Genomic DNA, 23150 nt, shown 5'->3' on the forward strand with positions numbered 1-23150 from the left:
AGATATCACTGTGAAAAAGCATTGGATACGTAATTCGGTCACAGCACTATTAATGGTTAGCGCATCACTAGCAAGCGCGACCAGTTTTGCTGCGTCTGAACAAAAAGAAATTGGCGATCCTCGTAACGACCAGTTCGAGCAAAACCACCCTGATCAATATCATTCATGGAGACAAACTTCAGAAAGCGAAGCCATTGAAGATGCACTAAAAGAAGATCCAAATATGGTCATCCTATGGGCTGGCTATGGGTTTGCAAAAGATTACAACAAAGCCCGTGGGCACTTTTATGCCCTTGATGATGTACGACAAACACTTCGTACAGGTGGCCCAACTGACGAAAACTCTGGTCCAATGCCAATGGCATGTTGGAGCTGTAAGAGCCCTGACGTAGCACGTGTTATCGAAGAACGTGGCGAAGATGGTTACTTCGAAGGTAAATGGGCGCGTCTTGGTAGTGAAATCACTAACCCTATTGGCTGTGCCGACTGTCATGACACACAAAGTGAAGGCTTTAAAAACGGTGAGCCTGCACTGAAAGTGACTCGTCCTTATGTAGAGCGTGCGTTCGAAGCGATTGGTAAGAAGTTTGAAGACCAAGGTCGTTTAGATCAACAAGCTTCCGTTTGTGCTCAATGTCACGTGGAATACTACTTCACAGGGCCAACAAAAGGCGTGAAGTTCCCTTGGGATAAAGGGACTCGTGTTGAGCAAATGGAAGAGTATTACGATGACATTGGCTTTAAAGATTGGACGCACAAAGTATCTAAAGCTCCAATGCTAAAAGCACAGCACCCTGGCTATGAAACATGGCGTGAAGGTATTCACGGCAAAAACAAAGTGGCTTGTGTTGACTGTCATATGCCGAAAGTGACCAAAGAAGATGGCACCGTTTATACCGACCATAAAGTGGGTAACCCATTCGACCGCTTCGAAGATACGTGTGCAAACTGTCATACTCAGTCTAAAGAAACTATGCGTAACATCGTTTCAAGCCGTAAAGCGCAAGTGCTAAACATGAAGTTGACCGCTGAGAAACAAATCGTTGCCGCTCACTTTGAAGCCGGCGCGGCATGGGAAGCAGGTGCGACAGAGCAGGAGATGGAGCCTATCCTACTGGATATCCGTCACGCTCAATGGCGTTGGGACTACGCTATTGCGTCTCACGGCGTTCATATGCATGCACCTGAAATCGCTCTAGAAGTGCTAGGTACTGCCGTTGACCGCGCAGCAGATGCTCGTACTAAGATTGTTCGCCTACTGGCGAAGAAAGGCATCACTGATCCAATCGAGATTCCAGACATCTCGACAAAAGAAGCGGCTCAAAAAGCGCTTGGAATGGACATGGATAAGATGAACGCTGAGAAACAACACTTCTTAGACACGGTTGTTCCTAAGTGGGAAGAGCAAGCTGAAAAGCGTGAAGCCAACTACGAATACTAGTTTCTTCAATTAGACCATTACGTAAAAACCAGTCACACTATTATTGTGTGGCTGGTTTTTTTAGGTTTTGGGGCAACACACATCCATATCTCCTCCCCGATCCACTCGCCAATTCAAGGAATAAACAATGAAAACCTTACTTTCACTTTCAGCATTATGTATCGCACTACTCAGTTCAGGTGTTCACGCCTCTGAGCGTGCTGAGACAGGGTGGGAATTAATAGAGAAAGGCGCATTAGTGGTTGATGTCAGAACACCTGCAGAGTTCAAACAAGAGCATCTGGACAACGCCATCAACTACCCTCTTTCTGAAGTCGCTACTCACTTCGCTAAAATAGATAAAGACCAACCGATCGTTTTGTATTGCCGCAGTGGTAACCGTTCAGGACAAGCCTATCAATTCTTACGAGCTCAAGGGTTTACTCAAATCCATAACGCTGGTGGGTTAATCGAAATGCAAGAAAGCCAATAACTTGAGAGATTAATGGCTTTAGAGGCTAATCGCTTCAAAGGTAAGTCGTTTCAATGGCTAAACGTTTCAAAAGCAAATCGCTTCAAAGACAAATAGCTTCAAAAGCCAATCAGGAAGAACAGCCTATTAACCAAGCCTAGCGGATCATCTGTTTGGCTTGGTTGATCGAATGAATAATCGAAACACGATCAATGCCTTTTTGATTGGAATCGAGGATTTGAGTCCAGGCATCAATCGCTTGTTGATAGCGCATGCTGATGAAGTGATCGGTCGCAATCAGCATCAATGCCGTACGATCGTTGGGATCAAGCTGCATTGAGTGATCCAACAACGCATTCACGTCATCGCTCATAGCTTGGGAGCGAAGATAGTAAAGTGCGGTTGCTTTGGCAGCATAAAGGCCCGATGGTGCTTGAGGATCTAATCGAATCGCGTAGTCATAACAGGTGAGCGCCGCATCAAACTCCCCTTTCTGCATATACACACCACCAAGCTTAAACCACAAGTCAGATTGATTCGGGTCTTGTTTGAGGCTTTGTTGAAGCTCACCTTCGAAATCTGTTGCCGTGTAACTATTGCTATCATCCAAAGGAAGTTGAGGTGTCTCCTGTTTCAGTTGAGACCAGACAAGCACACTCAGAGCCACTGCAGTAAGGGAAATCACCACATTGCCTTTTAGATGACTGCCATTGTTGCTCGCGGCAATAACGACCACGATCAAAAACAGGCTCATTAGTACTAACGCAACCAACAACCAGATGTCCATTCCACACTCCTTTATCAACCCTTTAAGTTTACCACTTTCCCAATCAGGCAATATTGATCGAGACTTAGCTATTAGGATTTACGCCAATCAGAATAAACGAGCAGACAATAAAAAACCGAGCACTTAGGCTCGGTTTTTTCAATGGTAAGCTTAATTACTTAACGTAATCGAGATTACTCAGTGTCTTGCTCGTTATCACTTTCAGAGTCAGAAGCATCTGATGCTTGCTCTTCACTTGATTCAGAAACTTCAGTGTTGATCGTTTCAGCATTTGCTTCTTCAGCTTCGCCTTCTACAATCTCAGCTTCTTCTACTTCGTCGATACGTTGTAGACCTACAACATTCTCGTCATCAGCAGTACGAATCAGTGTTACACCTTGAGTGTTACGACCAACTTGGCTTACTTCCGCTACGCGAGTACGTACTAGTGTACCTGCGTCGGTGATCATCATCATCTCATCGCCTTCTTCAACTTGAACAGCACCAACAACTGGGCCATTACGTTCAGAAACTTTGATAGATACTACACCTTGCGTTGCACGGCCTTTCGTTGGGTATTCTGCTAGCTCAGTACGCTTACCGTAACCGTTTTGAGTCACAGTTAGGATATCGCCTTCGTTAGAAGGAACAATCAGTGAAACCACTTGATCGTCTTCTGGAAGCTTCATACCACGAACACCAGAGGCAGTACGGCCCATTGCACGTACTTTGTCCTCGTTAAAGCGAACAACTTTGCCCGATTTAGAGAACAGCATGATGTCGCTATCACCGTTAGTGATATCAACGCCAATCAGTGAATCGTCGTCACGTAGGTTAACTGCGATTAGGCCGTTAGCACGTACGTTTGCGAATTGATCCAGAGATGTCTTCTTAACTGTACCGTCACCCGTAGCCATGAAAATGAATTTCTCGTTAGAGAACTCAGAAACAGGCAGGATAGCCGTAATACGTTCACCTTCTTCTAGAGGAAGAATGTTAACGATAGGCTTACCACGAGCAGTACGACTTGCTAATGGTAGTTGGTAAACTTTCAGACGGTATGTCTTACCACGAGTAGAGAAACATAGGATGTTATCGTGAGTATTGGCAACAAGCAGACGCTCAATGTAATCCTCATCTTTCATCTTAGTTGCACTCTTACCTTTACCACCACGACGTTGAGATTCGTAGTCGCTTAGGATTTGGTACTTAACGTAACCTGCGTTAGAAAGCGTTACTACAACGTCTTCTTGAGCAATCAGCTCTTCCATGTCGATGTCATGAACTGCCGCTGTGATTTCTGTACGACGCTCGTCGCCATAGATTTCACGTACCGCTTCAAGTTCTTCACGGATAACTTCCATCAAACGCTCAGTGCTTGCAAGAATGTGCATTAGCTCAGCGATTTCTTCTAGAAGTGCTTTGTACTCGTCTAGAATCTTCTCGTGCTCAAGGCCTGTTAGGCGGTGAAGACGAAGTTCTAGAATAGCTTGTGCTTGCGTTTCCGTTAGGAAATATTGGCCATCACGGATACCGTATTGGTCTTCCAACCAATCAGGACGAGCCGCATCAGTACCAGCGCGCTCAAGCATTGAAGCAACGTTACCAAGATCCCAACCGCGTGCAACTAAGCCAGCCTTTGCTTCAGCTGGTGTTGGAGCGTTACGGATAAGCTCAATGATTTCGTCGATGTTAGCAAGAGCTAGAGACAACGCTTCAAGGATGTGTGCACGATCGCGCGCTTTCTTCAGTTCGAAGATAGTACGACGTGTAACAACTTCGCGACGGTGGTCTACGAAGCACTTAAGCATGTCTTTGATGTTGAACAACTGTGGTTGACCGTTGTTCAACGCAACCATGTTGATACCGAAAGTCGTTTGCAGTTGAGTTTGAGCGTATAGGTTGTTTAGAACCACTTCGCCTACTGCATCACGCTTACATTCAATAACAATACGCATACCATCTTTATCAGATTCGTCACGTAGTGCACTGATGCCTTCTACTTTCTTATCTTTAACCAGTTCAGCAATCTTCTCGATCAAACGAGCTTTGTTTACTTGGTAAGGGATCTCAGTAACGATAATGGTTTCTTTACCATTCTTCTCTACTTCGATATCCGCTTTTGAACGCATGTAAACCTTACCGCGGCCAGTCTTATAAGCATCAACGATGCCTTTACGACCACTGATAAGTGCTGCTGTTGGGAAGTCAGGACCAGGAATGTAGTCCATTAGCTCATCAATAGTGATCTCTTCATTATTGATATAAGCCAAACAGCCATCAACAACTTCACCAAGGTTATGTGGTGGAATGTTGGTAGCCATACCTACTGCGATACCAGAAGCACCGTTTACCAATAGGTTAGGAATTTTTGTAGGAAGTACTGCTGGAATTTGTTCTGTACCATCGTAGTTCGGTACGTAATCCACAGTTTCCTTATCAAGGTCAGCCAGTAGCTCGTGCGCAATTTTCGCCATACGAACTTCGGTATAACGCATTGCAGCCGCGGAGTCGCCATCGATAGAACCAAAGTTACCTTGGCCATCAACTAGCATGTAACGCAGCGAGAACGGTTGAGCCATACGAACAATTGTATCGTATACAGCGCTATCACCATGCGGGTGATATTTACCGATTACATCGCCTACTACACGAGCAGACTTTTTATATGGTTTGTTCCAATCATTACCTAGTACATTCATCGCGAACAAAACGCGGCGGTGTACTGGTTTTAGGCCATCACGCACATCTGGAAGGGCACGACCGACGATGACGGACATCGCGTAGTCTAGGTATGAACCTCTAAGCTCATCTTCAATATTTACGGGCGTGATCTCTTTCGCTAGATCGCTCATAGAGCCATTTTCCCTCTATAGTCAGATCGTATTTTTGAATACGTATAAGACCGAAAAATATAACACAAATTTACCTACGGAGGCATCACTTTCCCTCTCCTTTTACCATCTTGTGACCCTTGTAGCCAATCAATTGATGAGAAATTGCACCTCCGCATCATATCTTGCTGAAACATGGTCACTTTACATCCAATAAACTAGCAAAATTGTAGATCTTCTGGTCAGCGCGAAAAGGCAAGTTATAATGCCTGCAATTTCATGGATGCATTATTTAACTTGGAAATGCCGATTATGACTAAATCACAGAACGTAGACCCAGCAGAAATCAAGAAATTCGAAGACATGGCGTCACGCTGGTGGGATCTAGAAGGCGAATTTAAGCCGCTACATCAAATCAACCCACTGCGCCTAAATTACGTATTAGAGAAGACGGAAGGCCTATTTGGCAAGAAAGTCCTCGATGTTGGCTGCGGCGGCGGTATTCTTGCAGAAAGCATGGCGGTAGAAGGCGCGATAGTGACTGGCCTAGACATGGGTAAAGAGCCGCTAGAAGTAGCGCGCCTTCACGCATTGGAAACTGGCACCAAGCTCGATTACATCCAGAGCACTATCGAAGACCACGCAGACCAGAACCCACAGACGTACGATGTGGTAACGTGCATGGAAATGCTTGAACACGTTCCTGATCCGCAATCTGTTATCACTGCCTGTTCGAAATTGGTGAAACCGGGCGGCCACGTGTTCTTTTCTACATTGAACCGTAACTTCAAATCTTACTTGTTTGCGATTGTTGGTGCAGAGAAGCTATTGAAGATTGTTCCTGAAGGCACTCATGAACACGAGAAATTCATTCGCCCTGCTGAACTTATCAAGATGGTTGATAACACGCCGCTGCAAGAATTAGGGATCACAGGACTGCACTACAACCCTCTTACGGACACTTACCGTTTAGGCACAAATGTAGACGTAAACTACATCGTCCACACGCAAAACTTTGGCTAAAAAATATCGGTAGCCCTACCGTAAAACCTTTTGTAAAAAAGACGAATGAAAAGAGTTGCAATTACCATAAGTTTGCGACTTTTTTCAGTCTAAATTTCGTGCGCTAGCTTCCATTTTGACCACCTCGATTTAAATTTAATCGCCCAAAATCCATCGCCTATTTTGGTCAAAGATCAAGGGATTTTTTTTTATGGGCGTGCAAAAATAAAGCATCATTAAAAGCCGACTTTTATACAATCAAGTCACATCTAACCTCATCAGTTAGTGGTCACTTACAGTTTTTTTTCAATCCACCACTTATCCACAAGCAACCCAATTTCTTTACCTTGAAAAATATCAGTTGTAGCACTATCTTGTAACCCAACAAACAAATGACCCCTATATGTTGTGTTTGAACTACAATATATGGGTAGACCAAGATCACAAAGCCGAAACGTAATTTACAAAAGTTACACAGAAATACACAAAAACACGGCCTTGTTCAGTTTTGTTAGGGAAATTAAGCAGAATGAACCAACAACTTACTGTTACCAAGCGTAACGGGCGCAAAGAAACGATCGATCTAGAGAAGATCCATCGCGTGATTACATGGGCAGCTGAAGGCTTGCACAATGTTTCTGTATCACAAGTAGAATTGAAAGCTCACATTCAGTTTTACGATGGCATCACCACTACTGACATTCATGAGACTATCATCAAGTCGGCAGCGGATTTAATCTCTGAAGAGACTCCTGATTACCAATATCTAGCAGCACGTCTGTCTGTATTCCACCTACGTAAAAAAGCGTACGGCGAATACGAGCCGCCTGCACTGTATGACCACGTTGCAAAACTGGTTGATATGGGTAAATACGATAGCCACCTTATGGAAGACTACACGAAAGCTGAGTTTGACGAGCTTGACGAGTACATCGACCACAAACGTGACTTAGACTTCTCTTACGCAGCGGTTAAGCAGCTCGAAGGTAAATACTTCGTGCAAAACCGTGTAACGAAAGAAATCTACGAGAGTGCTCAGTTCCTTTACATTTTAGTTGCTGCGTGTTTATTCGCTAAGTACCCGAAATCGACTCGTCTTGACTACATCAAACGTTTTTACGACGCATCGTCTACGTTTAAGATTTCTCTACCTACACCGATCATGTCTGGTGTACGTACGCCTACTCGTCAATTCAGTTCTTGTGTACTGATCGAGTGTGGTGACAGCCTAGATTCTATCAACGCAACAGCAAGCTCAATTGTTCGTTACGTATCTCAACGTGCTGGTATTGGTATCAACGCAGGTCGTATCCGTGCGCTTGGTTCTGAAATCCGTAATGGTGAAGCGTTCCACACTGGCTGTATCCCTTTCTACAAATACTTCCAAACAGCAGTAAAATGTTGTTCTCAAGGTGGTGTTCGTGGTGGCGCAGCAACAGTGTTCTACCCACTATGGCACGGTGAAGTTCAGTCTCTATTAGTACTGAAAAACAACCGCGGCGTTGAAGAGAACCGTGTTCGTCACATGGATTACGGCGTACAGCTGAACAAGCTTATGTACTCTCGTCTTGTTCAAGGTGGCAACATCAGCCTGTTCTCACCTTCTGACGTACCTGGCCTTTACGATGCGTTCTTCGAAAACCAAGACCGTTTTGAAGAGCTATACGTTAAGTACGAAAACGATCCATCAGTGAAGCGTGAAACAGTAAAAGCTGTTGAGCTGTTCTCTCTGCTAATGCAAGAGCGTGCTTCTACTGGTCGTATCTACATTCAGAACGTTGACCACTGTAATACACACAGCCCGTTTGATTCTGAAGTTGCACCTGTTCGTCAATCGAACCTATGTCTAGAAATCGCGCTACCAACTAAGCCGCTTTCTAACGTAGAAGATGACGAAGGCGAAATTGCACTTTGTACGCTTTCAGCATTCAACCTTGGCGCAATCAATGAACTAGACGACCTAGCAGAGCTTTCTGAACTGGTTGTTCGTGCACTAGATGCACTTCTTGATTACCAAGACTACCCGCTTCCAGCAGCATACAAGTCGACAATGAACCGTCGTACTCTAGGTGTGGGTGTAATCAACTACGCATACTACCTAGCGAAGAATGGTGTTAAGTACTCTGATGGCAGCGCCAATGGCCTGACTCACCGTACTTTTGAAGCGATTCAATACCACTTGCTAAAAGCATCTGTTGAACTAGCGAAAGAGCAAGGTCGTTGCCCATCTTTCCACGAGACCAACTACGCGAAAGGCCTACTGCCAATCGATACTTACAAGAAAGATATCGACTTAGTATGTGAAGAGCCATTGCACTACGATTGGGATACTCTACGTGAAGAGATCATGGAGCACGGTCTGCGTAACTCTACGCTAACTGCGCTGATGCCTTCTGAGACATCGTCTCAAATCTCGAACGCGACTAACGGTATCGAGCCACCACGTGGTTACGTATCAGTGAAAGCATCGAAAGACGGCATCCTTAAGCAAGTTGTTCCAGATTTCCTAAATCTTAAAGAGAACTACGAGCTACTTTGGAACATTGGTTCTAACGACGGTTACCTACACCTAGTGGGTATCATGCAAAAATTCGTTGACCAAGCTATCTCTGCAAACACTAACTATGATCCAAGTGTTTACGACAGCGGTAAAGTTCCAATGAAGAAATTGCTTCAAGACCTACTAACAGCGTACAAATACGGTGTTAAGACGCTTTACTACCATAACACTCGTGATGGTGCTAAAGACGACCAAGGCGACGCAGTTCAAGTGCCGGAAGAAGATTGTGAAGGCGGCGGTTGTAAGATCTAAACCGTAATAAACATTAAGACCCCAGAGAAGAGTTATCTTCTCTGGGTTTAAAGCATTAACAGGGTCCGTTTTATTACGGGTCTTTAAAGGATTTGAGGCATTTATGGCTTACAGTACTTTTTCTCAGACTAAAAATGACCAACTAAAAGAACCAATGTTCTTGGGTCAGTCAGTTAACGTTGCACGTTACGACCAACAAAAATTCGAAATTTTCGAAAAGCTTATCGAGAAGCAGCTTTCTTTCTTCTGGCGCCCAGAAGAAGTAGACGTGTCGAGCGATCGTATCGACTACAACAAACTTCCTGAGCATGAAAAACACATCTTCATCTCTAACTTGAAGTACCAAACGCTTCTAGATTCTATCCAAGGTCGCAGCCCTAACGTTGCCCTACTTCCATTGGTATCTCTACCTGAAGTTGAAACTTGGATTGAGACTTGGTCTTTCTCTGAAACGATTCACTCGCGTTCTTACACGCACATCATCCGTAACATCGTGAATGATCCAGGCGTAGTATTCGACGACATCGTTGAAAACGAAGAGATCCTTAAGCGTGCGAAAGACATCGCATTTTACTACGATGACCTAATCAAGCTAACGGCTGACTACCACCGCTACGGTGAAGGTAACCACAGCATCAATGGCGAAGACGTTAAGATTTCACTTCACGACCTGAAGAAGAAACTTTACCTATGTCTAATGTCTGTAAACGCACTAGAAGCGATCCGTTTCTATGTAAGTTTCGCATGTTCATTTGCATTCGCTGAGCGTGAGCTAATGGAAGGTAACGCGAAGATCATCAAGCTAATCGCTCGTGATGAAGCACTTCACCTTACTGGTACTCAGCACATGATCAACTTGCTACGTAACGGCCAAGACGACTTCGCATTCATGCAGATCGCTGAAGAGTGTAAGCAGGAGTGTTTCGACCTATTCAAAGAAGCAGCAGAGCAAGAAAAAGAGTGGGCAGAATACCTATTCAAAGATGGCTCTATGATTGGTCTAAACAAAGACATTCTTTGCCAATACGTTGAGTACATTACCAATATTCGTATGCAAGCTGTTGGCCTAGGTACCGCTTACCCAGAAGCAACATCAAACCCAATTCCATGGATCAACGCTTGGTTGTCTTCAGATAACGTTCAAGTTGCTCCACAAGAAGCAGAAATCAGTTCTTACCTAGTTGGCCAAATCGACAACGAAGTAAAAGCTGACGACTTTGAAGGATTTGAGCTGTAATGCCAACAATCAAAATCAACAAGCTGATTTCAATTGAATCTAACCCTTCAAACACTCTATTGGAAACAATGGAACAAGCTGGGTTAGAGCCAGAATACAACTGCCGAGATGGCCATTGTGGCGCTTGCCGCTGCACGTTGGATTCTGGTGAGGTCGAGTATGTTGGTTTTGCTATGGCTTACACGCAAGGTAATGAAATATTGCCTTGTATCTGTAAAGCAAAGACTGAGTTATCGCTGAGTAACGTTATTCATAGAAACAAGCAGAAACGCGCATAAGCCAACTGGTTTAGGTCGCTTTGTTCGAATATCGTCAATAAGAACTAAAAAGGGTCCGCTTCCTTTAGGAATGCGGACCCTTTTCTATTTATGCCTTTGGTATCTAAGACGACTCGTCTATCACTCTACCAAAGTCTTCCTGTTGGTTTATGTCATACCGAAGCCAAACGTTTATTGCTGAGTCAGGTTAAGAGTCACAGAGCCAATATAACAAGCGCTTCGGCACTCTCCACAGCCGTTACACTTATCTTTTTCCACCGTAGGTAATTCTCCTACTTCGATGTATATCGCACCTGATGAACAAGCAGTTTGGCATGCCGAGCAGTCCATTTGCATGTAGTTATTGCAGCTATCAGAAAAGCTAGGCTTGAGGTCGATATAAGGCGTGACCGTTGGATGGAGCGCGCCAGTCGGACACACTTCACTGCACTTGTTACACAGAGAACAATGGTTGTAATCCAAATTCAGCAGCGCTCTGTCCTCTAGCATCTCGATAACACTATTCGGACACGCTTGCTCACACAGCCCACAACCGTCGCAAAGACGCTCAAACAGCACTTCATCAACAGCTCTTGGCGGTCTGGCATGCAAGCGCTGTGATATCTCTTCATAATTCGCGGCTGCTTTAACCGGTTTAGAAAGTCGAGTTAAGAAACCGCGTCTATTTGAATTTATTTGTTCAGACATTAGTCGATATATAACTTTTTAGTAGCAACGTTTAAATTATATTCAGATGTTAAGTACTTAAACCAATCTATTACATCAACCGATAGCTTTTTATAAAAAGATAGCTCTGATGCTTTATTTAGTTTTTCTAAATAAACAGAAGACCAAGTTAATAAGTGACCCTCAATTAATTCACCAGCTGAATTGATGTTATTATTTTCTAACAAATATGCATGAGCGAATAACATTAAACCAAATTGATCTTCCGGCTCTCTTAACCCAGTGTCTAATTCAATCTGATTCAATTCTAAAAACTGGCGATACTCTACAGTAGAAGCACCGAACACAACGCGATCTTTATCTAAGTACACAGACCCCCAAGGCGGAGCAGGCATGTCTCCAACGCCTTCAAACAGGCGACTGAACTCTGCAGCGAGCGCATCTTCGTCTTCGCCTCTCAATGCCTGCAAGCATTCCTCAGAGAGCACTTCGCTCTCAACCAAAGCTTCAACAATGGTGACCAACTGTTCTTTACTTGTCGCTTGATAAAATAGCGAACCCAATAATTTATGCGTATCGATAATCATTATTATTTATACCGTTATAGGTTTAAAGATAATTATATAAATAAGACGATTTAATTCTTTGATCTATTTTATACATTCGATTCATAAGATTTAAATTTATCTCTTATTTGATGCCAATCAATCAACAATCCGAAATAAAAACATAAAGAACAAACTACCTATAAAGTGCTAGTCATCAATAACAAAAGGCATCTTAGAATGACGAATAAGAAAGAATCTGGGGTAATGAATCTTACTCGAAGAGGCTTCATGAAAGCTTCTTCTGCAGTAGGTAGTGCAGCCGCACTTGCGGGCGGTATCGCGTTACCTTTCAAATCCAAACCAGTAGCGGCTGCGGTTGCTGAGAATGTGGACGAGAAAATCGTATGGAGTGCATGTACGGTAAACTGTGGCTCTCGCTGCCCGTTACGTATGCATGTACAAAACGGTGAAATCAAATACGTAGAAACCGACAACACAGGTACTGACGAATACGGTCATCACCAAGTGCGTGCGTGTCTACGTGGTCGCTCGATGCGCCGCCGTGTTTACAACCCAGATCGCCTAAAATACCCAATGAAACGTGTGGGTAAACGTGGTGAAGGTAAGTTTAAGCGTATTAGCTGGGAAGAGGCTTACGATGAAGTCGCTGGCACCATGCAACGCCTTATCAAAGACTACGGTAACGACACTATCTACCTAAACTACGGTACAGGTACACTGGGCGGTACGGTTACTAAATCTTGGCCACCAGCTCAAACGTTGATTGCTCGTCTAATGAACCTAAGTGGTGGTTACCTAAACCATTACGGTGACTACTCAACAGCGCAAATCGCGAAAGGCTTGAGCTACACCTACGGTGGTTGGGCAAACAACAACTCTTTCTCTGACCTAGAGAACACTAAGCTTAACATCCAATTTGGTAACAACCCTGCCGAGACACGCATGTCTGGCGGCGGTCTGATCCACCACTACGTTGAAAGTAAAAACAAATCGAACGCAAGAACGATCATCATTGACCCTCGCTATACCGATACTGCTGGCGGCCGCGAAGATCAATGGATCCCAATCCGTCCTTCTACAGATGCGGCATTGGTAGCGGGTCTTGCACACGTGATGATCACTGAAGACCTTGTCGACCAACCGTTCCTAGACAAATACTGCGTAGGTTACGACGAGAAGACTCTGCCTGCATCAGCGCCTAAAAACAGCGACTACAAATCTTACATCTTAGGTTTAGGTGAAGATGGCGTAGAGAAGACACCTGAATGGGCCTCTAAGATCACAGGCATTCCAGTTGATACTATCGTTAAGCTTGGCCGTGAAATGGGCACAGCAAAACCATGTGCAATCCACCAAGGTTGGGGCCTACAACGTACAGCGAACGGTGAACTAGCTTGTCGTGCAATCGCGATGCTGTCGCTACTCACTGGTTCTGTGGGTGTATCAGGTGGTTCAACAGGTGCTCGTGAAAGTGACATCAACATTCCGTTTGTTCGCTTCCCTACTGTGCCAAACCCAGTTGAAACATCAATTTCAATGTTCATGTGGACAGATGCGATTTACCGTCACCATGAAATGACCGACATCACTGATGGTGTTCGCGGTGCAGAGCGCCTTAAAAACCCAATCAAGATGATCTGGAACTATGCAGGTAACTGCATCATCAACCAACACTCAGACATCAACAAGACTCACGCGATTCTTCAAGATGAAAGTGCGTGTGAAATGATTGTCGTGGTTGATAACCATATGACTTCTTCTGCGAAATACGCCGATATCATCCTGCCAGACTTAACGACGTCAGAGCAAGACGACTGGTGTATGGATGGTAAAGCATCGAACATGCCTTACTTCATCTACGCGCAAAAAGCGATCAAGCCTCAGTTCGAAGCGAAATCTATCTACGAGATGTGTTCTCAACTGGCGAAACGCATGGGCGTAGAAAAAGAATTCACAGAAGGCCGTACTCAAGAGCAATGGATTGAGCATCTTTACGCTGAAACTCGTAAGAACGATCCAACACTGCCAACCTTCGAAGAGATGAAAGAGCTGGGTATCTACAAACGTAGCTATGACCACCACTACATCGCTTACGAAGATTTCCGCAAAGATCCTGAAGCGAATCCACTGACCACACCAAGTGGCAAGATCGAGATCTACTCAGAGCAACTGGCTGATATCGCGAAGACTTGGAAATTGAAAGAAGACGAAGTGATTCACCCTCTTCCGATTTACGCCGATTCTTTTGAAGGCCACAACGACCCATTAGCAGAGAAGTACCCACTTCAGCTAACTGGTTTCCACTATAAGGCTCGTACTCACTCGACTTACGGCAACGTTGCAGAAATCAAAGCAGCAGCACCGCAAGAGTTGTGGATCAACCCAATTGATGCGAAAGAACGTGGTATCGAAAACGGCGACATGGTGAGTATTTTCAACGACCGTGGCGAAGTACACATTCCAGCGAAAGTGACACCAAGGATCCTTCCTCGAGTTGTCGCGCTAGGCGAAGGTGCATGGTACGCACCAGATGGTCAGAAGATCGACCATGCAGGCTCTATCAATGTGCTGACCACTCAGCGCCCGAGCCCACTTGCTAAGGGTAACCCTCAGCATACAAACCTAGTTCAAATCAAAGCGCTAAAGAAAGCATAAGGTAGGTTGGAATGAAACAATACGGCTTTTACATTGATTCAAGTAAATGCACGGGTTGTAAAACCTGTCAGCTTGCTTGTAAAGATTATAACGATCTCGACATCAAAACGAACTACCGTCGCGTATACGAATACGCAGGTGGTGGCTTCACTCAAGATGGCGATACCTGGGTTCAGAAAGATGTTTTCTCTTACTACCTGTCTATCGCTTGTAACCACTGTACTAACCCTGCGTGTGTGAAAGTGTGTCCTTCGGGTGCAATGCACAAACGTGATGAAGACGGCTTGGTTGTGGTTGACGAAAGTGTGTGTATTGGTTGTCAGCACTGTAGCAATGCGTGTCCTTACGGCGCACCACAATACAATGCTAAGAAAGGTCACATGACTAAATGCGATGGTTGTTACCGACGTGTTTCTGAAGGCAAACAGCCTATCTGTGTTGAATCTTGCCCACTTCGTGCATTGGAGTTTGGTGAAATCAATACACTTCGCGAGAAGTACGGCTCTGGTGCGGATGTGGCTCCCCTGCCATCTTCAACAGAAACGCTACCAAACATCGTGATTAAGCTGAACAAAAACGCGAAACCGACTGGCGATACCAGTGGTCACTTAGCAAACCCGAAGGAGGTGTAAGATGATTTTTCATGAGTGGTCTTTAATCTTCTTTACAGTGCTAGCGCAAACTGCGGTTGGTGGTTACTTACTAATTGGCACACGTGCGCTGGTACTTGGTCATGACGAAGAGAAGCTGAACAGCTACAAGATTCCAATGTTCATCCTATGGGCACTGATGGGTCTTGGCTTCATGTTCTCGACAACGCACCTTGGCTCTCCACTGCGCGCGTTTAACGCTTTTAATCAACTAGGCTCGGCTTGGTTGTCTAACGAAGTGTTCTTCGGTGCGGCATTCTTCGCTGTCGGTGGCCTGCAATGGTTACTGTCGGTAGTTAAGAAAGGTGGCGTTGCTATCCAGAAAGCACTGATGGTTGGCGCGATGGTACTGGGTGTTATCTTCATGTACGCGATGATCAACGTATACATGATCAACACCGTACCGACGTGGGACAACATCTACACACCACTGAGCTTCATCATGACGATGGTTGTGGGTGGCTTGCTGTTATCTCAGTTCGTGATTGTATTCGCAAACGACAGTCGCTTTACGGTTGACCGTAACATCACCATGCTGGCTGTTATCGCTGTTGCTATCAGCTTGCTTGTGACAGTAGGAAAACTGAACCTAATCGGTGACATCCAAACTTCAGCGGCAAAAGCGTCTGAGTTAGTCGATGGTTTAGGTAGCTATGTGATTCTTCAAGTGGCACTGCTAATGGCAAGCTTGTTGATTTGGATTCTACCTATGCTGAACAAAGCAAAAGTTAACCCAGTTAACCTTGGCTTAGCACTGGTATTGTTCTTGGCTTCAGAGTTAATCGGCCGTGGTTTGTTCTACAGCCTACATATGACAAGCGGTTTGTAATCGAGTTCTTACAGACATGAGTTGCGTGTAAACATCGCTGCTTGTTTGGTTATCTAGAAGGCTAGATAACCAAAAGGCCCAACACCTATTTAGATGTTGGGCCTTTTTATTTCGTTTTTTCTAGCGTTTTTAATACAGACTTAGCGAGTTCGCTTACATAGCTACTTAATGATAGCCGCTGGAATAAACATGTCTTTCAATCGCTTAACCGAAGAATAAGTACCAAACATCGGTTTGTTGTCTAAATGCCTTCTCAGCATATCGGCGGCAACGGTCTTAATCACGTTGCGTTGGTCTTTACGCGAGTACTGACGATAAAACTCAAGTACCTGCCCCCACTCGCCTGCTTCAGTCGACAATGCAACGCTGAATGTGTTGCCTTCCAGTTTACCAGTCACCAAAGCCAATTCAGTTCCGCACTTCTCTCTTGTTGCTCCAGCCAGCGCAAAGGTCGCGGCTAATGGATCGCTCTTTTCAAGTTCGCTCTCTTTTGGCTCAGCCATCACCCATGAGTGTCCGAAGCAATCTTCTATCTGCTCATTCAATTGCAGCCACGCTGACAGTGAACCTTTGGTCGACACTTCAGACACAGATAACGTCTTCTTTTTTTCCGCCATGATGTGTCCAATATGGTCAATCATCGGCTCATCAACACTCACGACATTACTCTCTAGCAGCTTGTAAACCATCTGCAGAAGCTTAACGCGAGTTTCTAAGTCTGCCTTAGGACCAAACAGTTTAACCTCAATGAATGGCAGATAAGAGCGATAACCCAACTCATAACCTTCTGGCAGCTTTAGTTGGTCCAAAACATCAGAGATACCAGACTCAGACAAACCAAACGTAAACAGTCGACTGCATTCAGAGGCAACCACTTGAGGGTAGGTACGCGACAAGTCAGGAAGAATCTCAAACGTGACCATGCGTTTGAACTCACTCGGTACACCCGGCGTGAAATAGAAAGTCGCATCGTTGATTTTCAGTTTGAAGCCACAAGCCGTCCCCACAGGGTTATCGACAATATCTGAACTCGCAGGTAACAAAGCTTGTTTAAGATTGCTGTCAGGCATGGGCATGCCACGTCCGGAGAACATCTCTTCCATACGAGAAAGCCATTCAGGGAACATGACGAGTTTCTGCTCAGAAGCCGTTGCAGCGGCTGCAGCACTCATATCATCGGTTGTTGGCCCTAGACCACCATTAACGATAACCACATCATAGTTAAAGCTCAGCATCAACAGTTCTTCAACAAGAGCATTCATTTGATCACCCACAGTTGAGCGCTTAGCAAGAGCAAAACCATGCTGATAAAACTCACCAGACATCCAAGCTGCGTTTGTATCTACAATGTCTCCATGAAGAACTTCTTCACCTGTACTTAACATTGCGATTTTCGTCATATTTCTATCCCTTGTTGTCATAAAAAGACACTGCATTATTTACAAACTGGTCTATGGTTGAATTTGGAGCAATTCGCCTTTTCACTAATATTAATAATGTTAAACCTAAGGTTTTCTTAGGAAAAGCTATAAATTATTAGTTCCCTAAATCAGGCATTTAATAGATAATTGTGACCCTGATCAATTCCAAACTTTCTCATGGAGACCCTTGTGGCCAAATCACCGTTACTAGCAAAGGTTACTGCTGCATTTTCAATGCTAATGTCAGTTAACTCGGTTGCAAGCCAATACGACTTCGACCAGCCAATCAACCTTTCTTACTCGGATGAATGTGCTCAAGATTACTGTTTTAATGACAACTTGTATACCTACAAGCCTAGTACCAATTACGCACTGAGCGAATCGAGTGATGAGTACGACTTCTCAATCCAACAACCAAAACACATGTTGGTGAGCCAGGAGAAAGATTGGGATTACCTAATGGGTCAAACCTACACCATTCTAGGCTTAAGTGTCGCGACAGTGGGTCTAATGACTCTGCTCCCTGAAAGTATTACTAAGTGGGATGATGACCAACGTGATATCAGCTCATTAGGTAAAAAGTGGAAAGATAACGTTTCTGAAGGCCCAGTATGGGACCGTGACGAACACTTCCTAAACTACGTAATGCACCCATATTTCGGTGGTGTTTACTACACCGCAGCTCGACACGCAGGTTACGACGAGTTTGAGTCATTCTTATACTCTTGGACTATGTCGACGTTCTTCTGGGAATACGGCGTAGAAGCATTTGCTGAAGTACCTTCATGGCAAGATCTCTTCATCACACCTTTCTTCGGTGCGGTTGTGGGTGAAATAATGCTAGAAACCGAGCAAGATATCATTGCTTCAGGTGGCGAAGTGATGGGCTCTCAAACGATGGGTGATGTGTCGCTATTCTTCCTTAACCCTGTTGGTCATATTCATTACTGGGTAAGTGATGCATGGGGCGGTGACGCAGAAGTGAACCTGAATACTAACCCTTGGTGGGATAACCAAGACGCTGCGCGTTTTGCTTACGATGCTGGCGCACCATACGACTCTCAGTTTGTTGGCATGAACTTCAAAGTAACGTTCTAATTCGTCTCTAGTATTACTCAATATAAGTTATTGAATATAAGTTGCTGGATCATCAATCACAGTGACAATTCTTCTAAAAAGCGGCTCTCTAGCCGCTTTTTTTGTGCCCTACTCTTCATTCTCTTTTTTTGCATCGAAGCTTAGTTTCAAAAATTGACCTAGGTCAAACATTGTTCGATGTAACCTTCTACACTGAAATTAAAGAACTTTATCGCGTGATATCAAACATTTAATTAGCAAAGAATAATTGAAACCTTGGGGGCTGATATGAACAGTACATTTATCGTAAACTTTATCGGAAAAGCATCACCAGCAACAATCAAACAGCTTGCTGCGGTTACTCACGAAAACGACGGCAAATGGCTCATCAGTAAAGTGAACTTTATTGAAGACCAAGTCGCTGGCGTACTAAAGGTTCAACTTCCAGCCATCAACGAATCGATTGTCAAAGAAGCGTTTAGCGCCAATCCGGATCTCATCGTGCAGTTTGTCGATTCCGATCATACGCACAATGCTCAAGACACAATCCATCACTTAAGGCTCGACTCTAACGACCGAGCAGGTATCGTCAACGAAGTGACACATGTATTAGATAGACAAGGGATCAGCATTCTAGATATGGATTGCCACCGAGTCTTTATCGCTGGTGGAGGTGGTGTTAGTTCAAGCTTATTCACTTCAAAAATCGCCGTTAAGCTGCCAATTGAAGTTCAAATCGATGATGTTGTTAATGAACTCGAAACCCTTAGCGAAGATACTCGAGTAATGATTGAAAGCTAATTAAACTTTACCTCCTGACGGTGCACTTATCGTTAGGAGGTTGCCTCACAGCCCCCCTCCCTTACATAACTTACAAAAAAAACGCATCAAAACCCCAAAAACACATAACTATGACATATGAAATTAAGCATTTATATATTTTTTTTGATACGATAGATATCTTATATAATTTAGTAGCTTAGGTTCACACATGGAAAGAAAAAGGTCGAGTTGGCAGCTCAATGTCACCTCAGCAATCCTTCTTACGACACTGTTTAGCGGTTGCAAAAGTGGTCATGAAAATAACGATAGTGGAACAACTACTACGGGAACAACTTCAAGTACGTCATCTTCCCCTATTACGCTTAGCATCCCAAATAGTGTCTCATTTTCTGAACCACAATCAGGGTCGAAAACAGAATCCATTACCGTTTCTCTTTCCGAAGCATTAGCTCAAGAACTCACCTTAACTATCTTAACCAGTGACGTGACAACTCGCTCTAATGGCACCTTCAAAAACTACGATGCTATCTCAAGTCAAAACGTCAAAATTGCGGCAGGTGCAACCAGCGCTGCTCTACCACTAAACCTTGTGCACAATAATCTGTACGAGGGCAGTAAAACACTTCATTACTCTATTAGTGCTGATAACGGTGCAAATTACACTCTTTCAAACGAACGAACTGTAGTAACCATTGATGATAGCGATACTCAACCAACCGTTAGTTTTAGTAACGACTTAAGTACCGTTGTAGAAGGTGACAGCATTATTCAACAAGCTGTTTTGAGTCATTACACATATCAAGACGTAACACTTACCCTAACTCAAACCGGTATTGCCGCGCCTGAGGACTTTACTGTTGATATAGCAGGGTTAACTCTTAAATTGCCAGCAGAAACCCTATCAACAAATATCACTTTTTCTGCTCGTGATGATAGCTTCGATGAAGGTGGCGAATCGGTAATATACACAATAGCTTCCGTTGGTAACGCGACTATCGATTCGAGTAAAAACACTCTCGCGTTCTATATTCCTGGACAGAAAAGTTTCAATGATACTGGGTATGTCACTTATTTTGATGGAACAGACTACGACAGCGTCACTCCTCCAGCATCACATCCAAATCAAGATGCCGATTTTGGTTTAGATGTCACAAATGGAAGTGAACATTCGGATGGGGAATATGGCTTTCGCTACACCAAGCTAGATGCTCACGGAAACCCTCTAATACCTAGCGCTACTGATTGGCGCTGTGTTAAAGATGAGCATACTGGATTATATATTGAAGCAAAACAAGATCCGATAGCACTGCCCAGCCAGTCCGAGGTCGATACTTGGGTTAAGAACCATAAAGACGACCCTGACGCCAACCCTTACCCTTGGGGCAGTGAATCAAGCTCATGGAGAAGCGCCTCATACACATATACTTGGTACGACTCTGACAATACAACCAATGGTGGCTATGCCGGAGCACCCAATGATCTCTTGTATAGCGCCGGCCCGATATCTTCTCAATGTGCGTACATTAATGATGGTTCAGGAAGTAACTACTGTAATACAAGTAGTTATATTAGTAGTCTAAACAGTCGCTCTATTTGCGGTATTACAGATTGGCGCTTACCTTCACCTGTTGAAGCTCGTTCATTTATCAACTTCAATGTCGGCACTGCACCAGCAGGAGCCATTGATTTCTTTCCTAATCTTGGAGACCGACTCTTCACGCACTCTAGCTCTGTTAAACAAGATGGTAGTGCTAGATGTATCGACTCTCAAAATGGAGAGCTTGAGCTTTGTAATAAAAACATCGCAGGCTCGACAGGAATTGTGGCTGTAAGTGGGGGTATTGAGTAATGAAACTAAAACTATGCTTAGGTGTAATTGCCTCTCTGTTAAGTGCAAATACCATCGCGCAAACCTGCGTGCAAACTCAAACGCCCTCTCACCAAGACGGGCAATTTATTGACCGTAAAGATGGTACATTACTCGACGTAACGACTAATTTGCTTTGGTCAAAATGCAACCTAGGCGAAACCTACAATCAATCCAATGACACATGTGATGGTACCGCGATTAAATATCAAAATTGGCAGGATGCGCTCATCGCAACTGAAGATTCGAATCTGACCACTATCGCAGGTCAGGTTGGTTTTAGGTTACCTAATATCAAAGAGTTAAGTTCAATCGTTGACTATAGCTGTACTAGACCAGCAATTAACCTGACACACTTCCCGACAACAACCAACGAACCATATTGGACTAATACTCCTGACGCTCATAAAATCAACAGTGACTATGATGGTTTAATTATTGATTTTGAAGAAGCTTTGGAAGTCATTACCGACCCAGATGATATTCCACATCCTCTTGTTCGATTAGTGAAAACATTTTAATTAGTTTTTACGGTACAAATAATCAAAAAGAGCAGCTCATCCGCTGCTCTTTTTATTTTTCTGAACAATATAGTCCGTTACTTAACTGACCATTGTGACAATGAACGTTTGAAGTCTTCATAGCCAAACTCATTCAGTTTTTGAACGTCACCATTGCTGCGCTCGCAGTAGATTGAGGGCATTTTAAGGCCATTAAACCAGTTCAGTTTCACCATGGTGTAGCCTGCGCTGTCCAACAAGTGAAGTTTTTGACCAATCTGTAGTGGCTCATCAAAGCTCGCTTCACAGAACTGATCGCCCGCCAAGCATGAACATGAGCCAATCACATAGCTATGGCTACCACTTTCGGACGCTTCTAATACCGATGCTGGTTCATTGTAGATAAGCGTGTCTAAACGGTGTGCCTCGGTTGCTGAATCCACAATCGCTGTTTTCTTCACGTTCTCAACAATATCAACCACAGTCACAACTAGGTCGGTTGTTTTAGTGATGATCGCTTCACCCGGCTCAAGGTACATCTGCACGCCGTGTTTCTCAGAGAAAGCTTTTAGTGCAAGACCAAGCTTTTCGATGTCATAGCCCGGCCATGTGAAGAACACACCACCGCCCATGCTCACCCAGTCTAACTTATCTAGGTGCTCGCCAAACTGTTCTGAGATTGAATCAAGCAAACCAATAAAGGCATCGACGTCTTTGTTCTCACAGTTCATGTGGAACATCACACCATTAATCTCATCAAAGATTTCAGGTTTGATGTGGTCAGCTTGCACGCCCAAACGCGAGAATTGACGAGCTGGATTCGCCAAGTCTTGTCCTGCGTAACTCACACCCGGATTTAAACGTAAACCCAATGAAGCTTTACCTTCAACAATATGACGGTAAGCAGCAAGTTGGCTTTGCGAGTTGAAGATCATCTTGTCACAGATATCAGCCACTTCTCTCACGTCATCTTCGCTGTAACCCACACTATAAGCATGCGTCTCACCACCAAAGGTTTCGTGGCCAAGTTTTACTTCGTATGGACCAGAGCTTGTCGTGCCATCGAGATAAGGTTTGATGATGTCAAACACACCCCATGTAGAGAAGCACTTGAGTGCCAATACCAACTTCACACCTGAAATCTCTTTCAGCTGCTTAGCTTTCTCTAAGTTCGCAATCAACTTGTCTTCGTTGATCATGAAATAAGGCGTTTTTAGTTCGTTGTTTTGCATGTTAATACCTTGCGGCCCTCGAGTTCACGAAGGCACATGATAATCGAACAAAGCCGATGCAACAGCATCGGCTTGTAATT

General features: G+C 44.2%; 19 protein-coding genes. 13 read left to right on the forward strand and 6 right to left on the reverse strand.

Annotated features, from left to right (window positions below; all coding sequences use genetic code 11):
* Nucleotides 1-10: 10 nt before the first annotated feature.
* The gene (gene nrfA / locus ATB74_RS10095; protein ID WP_179946910.1) at nt 11-1441 is read left to right on the forward strand and encodes an ammonia-forming nitrite reductase cytochrome c552 subunit; all 1431 of its coding nucleotides are present in this window, start codon (nt 11-13) and stop codon (nt 1439-1441) included.
* Nucleotides 1442-1568: 127 nt separating this feature from the next.
* Nucleotides 1569-1913 (forward strand): rhodanese-like domain-containing protein, encoded by a 345-nt coding sequence (locus ATB74_RS10100; protein ID WP_060982427.1) that lies wholly within the window; start codon nt 1569-1571, stop codon nt 1911-1913.
* Nucleotides 1914-2049: 136 nt separating this feature from the next.
* On the opposite strand, the gene ATB74_RS10105 is transcribed toward ATB74_RS10100, so the two are convergent.
* Both ATB74_RS10105 and gyrA read right to left on the reverse strand, forming a co-directional pair.
* The gene (locus ATB74_RS10105) at nt 2050-2679 is read right to left on the reverse strand and encodes a TPR domain-containing protein (protein ID WP_060982426.1); all 630 of its coding nucleotides are present in this window, start codon (nt 2677-2679) and stop codon (nt 2050-2052) included.
* A gap of 173 nt (nt 2680-2852) precedes the next feature.
* Complete coding sequence (gyrA, locus tag ATB74_RS10110) at nt 2853-5513, reverse strand: DNA topoisomerase (ATP-hydrolyzing) subunit A (protein WP_060982425.1); 2661 nt, start codon at nt 5511-5513, stop codon at nt 2853-2855.
* A 258-nt stretch (nt 5514-5771) separates the two neighbouring features.
* On the opposite strand from gyrA, the gene ubiG reads away from it, so the two are divergent.
* From ubiG to yfaE, 4 genes are all read left to right on the forward strand, one after another.
* Nucleotides 5772-6515 (forward strand): bifunctional 2-polyprenyl-6-hydroxyphenol methylase/3-demethylubiquinol 3-O-methyltransferase UbiG, encoded by a 744-nt coding sequence (gene ubiG, locus ATB74_RS10115; RefSeq protein ID WP_019821739.1) that lies wholly within the window; start codon nt 5772-5774, stop codon nt 6513-6515.
* A 508-nt stretch (nt 6516-7023) separates the two neighbouring features.
* Nucleotides 7024-9306 (forward strand): class 1a ribonucleoside-diphosphate reductase subunit alpha, encoded by a 2283-nt coding sequence (gene nrdA / locus ATB74_RS10120; protein ID WP_061018354.1) that lies wholly within the window; start codon nt 7024-7026, stop codon nt 9304-9306.
* A 103-nt stretch (nt 9307-9409) separates the two neighbouring features.
* The gene (nrdB, locus tag ATB74_RS10125; protein WP_060982424.1) at nt 9410-10543 is read left to right on the forward strand and encodes a class Ia ribonucleoside-diphosphate reductase subunit beta; all 1134 of its coding nucleotides are present in this window, start codon (nt 9410-9412) and stop codon (nt 10541-10543) included.
* Nucleotides 10543-10821: a class I ribonucleotide reductase maintenance protein YfaE gene (yfaE, locus tag ATB74_RS10130; protein ID WP_060982423.1), complete on the forward strand. Its 279-nt coding sequence runs from the start codon at nt 10543-10545 to the stop codon at nt 10819-10821. Before nrdB ends, yfaE begins: the two co-directional genes overlap by 1 nt.
* 171 nt (nt 10822-10992) lie before the next feature.
* On the opposite strand, the gene napF is transcribed toward yfaE, so the two are convergent.
* Nucleotides 10993-11508, reverse strand: coding sequence for a ferredoxin-type protein NapF (gene napF / locus ATB74_RS10135; RefSeq protein ID WP_060982422.1), 516 nt, complete (start codon nt 11506-11508; stop codon nt 10993-10995).
* The gene (locus tag ATB74_RS10140) at nt 11508-12074 is read right to left on the reverse strand and encodes a TorD/DmsD family molecular chaperone (protein ID WP_061018356.1); all 567 of its coding nucleotides are present in this window, start codon (nt 12072-12074) and stop codon (nt 11508-11510) included. The genes napF and ATB74_RS10140 overlap by 1 nt, the downstream gene beginning before the upstream one ends.
* Before the next feature lie 198 nt (nt 12075-12272).
* On the opposite strand from ATB74_RS10140, the gene ATB74_RS10145 reads away from it, so the two are divergent.
* Genes ATB74_RS10145 through ATB74_RS10155 form a run of 3 tightly spaced genes read left to right on the forward strand, consistent with a single transcriptional unit; the run spans nt 12273 to nt 16190 of the window.
* A complete protein-coding gene (locus tag ATB74_RS10145; RefSeq protein ID WP_061018358.1) occupies nt 12273-14711 on the forward strand; it encodes a DmsA/YnfE/YnfF family dimethyl sulfoxide reductase in 2439 nt (812 codons plus the stop codon).
* A gap of 11 nt (nt 14712-14722) precedes the next feature.
* On the forward strand, nt 14723-15343 hold the full coding sequence (locus ATB74_RS10150; protein ID WP_061018359.1) for a DMSO/selenate family reductase complex B subunit: 621 nt from the start codon (nt 14723-14725) through the stop codon (nt 15341-15343).
* A 1-nt stretch (nt 15344) separates the two neighbouring features.
* On the forward strand, nt 15345-16190 hold the full coding sequence (locus tag ATB74_RS10155) for a dimethyl sulfoxide reductase anchor subunit family protein (protein WP_061018361.1): 846 nt from the start codon (nt 15345-15347) through the stop codon (nt 16188-16190).
* Between the two features lie 161 nt (nt 16191-16351).
* Here ATB74_RS10155 and ATB74_RS10160 read toward each other — a convergent pair whose 3' ends face one another.
* Nucleotides 16352-17590: a CinA family nicotinamide mononucleotide deamidase-related protein gene (locus ATB74_RS10160; protein WP_061018363.1), complete on the reverse strand. Its 1239-nt coding sequence runs from the start codon at nt 17588-17590 to the stop codon at nt 16352-16354.
* A gap of 210 nt (nt 17591-17800) precedes the next feature.
* Here ATB74_RS10160 and ATB74_RS10165 point away from each other — a divergent pair, with 210 nt between their 5' ends.
* The 4 genes from ATB74_RS10165 to ATB74_RS10180 all read left to right on the forward strand — a co-directional run bounded on the left by ATB74_RS10165 (nt 17801) and on the right by ATB74_RS10180 (nt 21859).
* Nucleotides 17801-18709, forward strand: coding sequence for a DUF3943 domain-containing protein (locus ATB74_RS10165; protein ID WP_050646058.1), 909 nt, complete (start codon nt 17801-17803; stop codon nt 18707-18709).
* A gap of 267 nt (nt 18710-18976) precedes the next feature.
* On the forward strand, nt 18977-19489 hold the full coding sequence (locus tag ATB74_RS10170; protein ID WP_050646057.1) for a glycine cleavage system protein R: 513 nt from the start codon (nt 18977-18979) through the stop codon (nt 19487-19489).
* Nucleotides 19490-19679: 190 nt separating this feature from the next.
* Entirely contained in the window at nt 19680-21320 is a 1641-nt protein-coding gene (locus ATB74_RS10175; protein WP_061018365.1) for a DUF1566 domain-containing protein, read from the forward strand.
* Nucleotides 21320-21859 (forward strand): DUF1566 domain-containing protein, encoded by a 540-nt coding sequence (locus ATB74_RS10180; protein WP_048659590.1) that lies wholly within the window; start codon nt 21320-21322, stop codon nt 21857-21859. The genes ATB74_RS10175 and ATB74_RS10180 overlap by 1 nt, the downstream gene beginning before the upstream one ends.
* Nucleotides 21860-21936: 77 nt before the next feature.
* Here ATB74_RS10180 and nspC read toward each other — a convergent pair whose 3' ends face one another.
* Nucleotides 21937-23070, reverse strand: coding sequence for a carboxynorspermidine decarboxylase (gene nspC, locus ATB74_RS10185; protein WP_061018367.1), 1134 nt, complete (start codon nt 23068-23070; stop codon nt 21937-21939).
* Nucleotides 23071-23150: the final 80 nt, after the last annotated feature.

This window comes from Vibrio splendidus, from assembly GCF_001557875.1.
GTDB classification, from domain to species: Bacteria; Pseudomonadota; Gammaproteobacteria; order Enterobacterales; family Vibrionaceae; genus Vibrio; species Vibrio splendidus_F.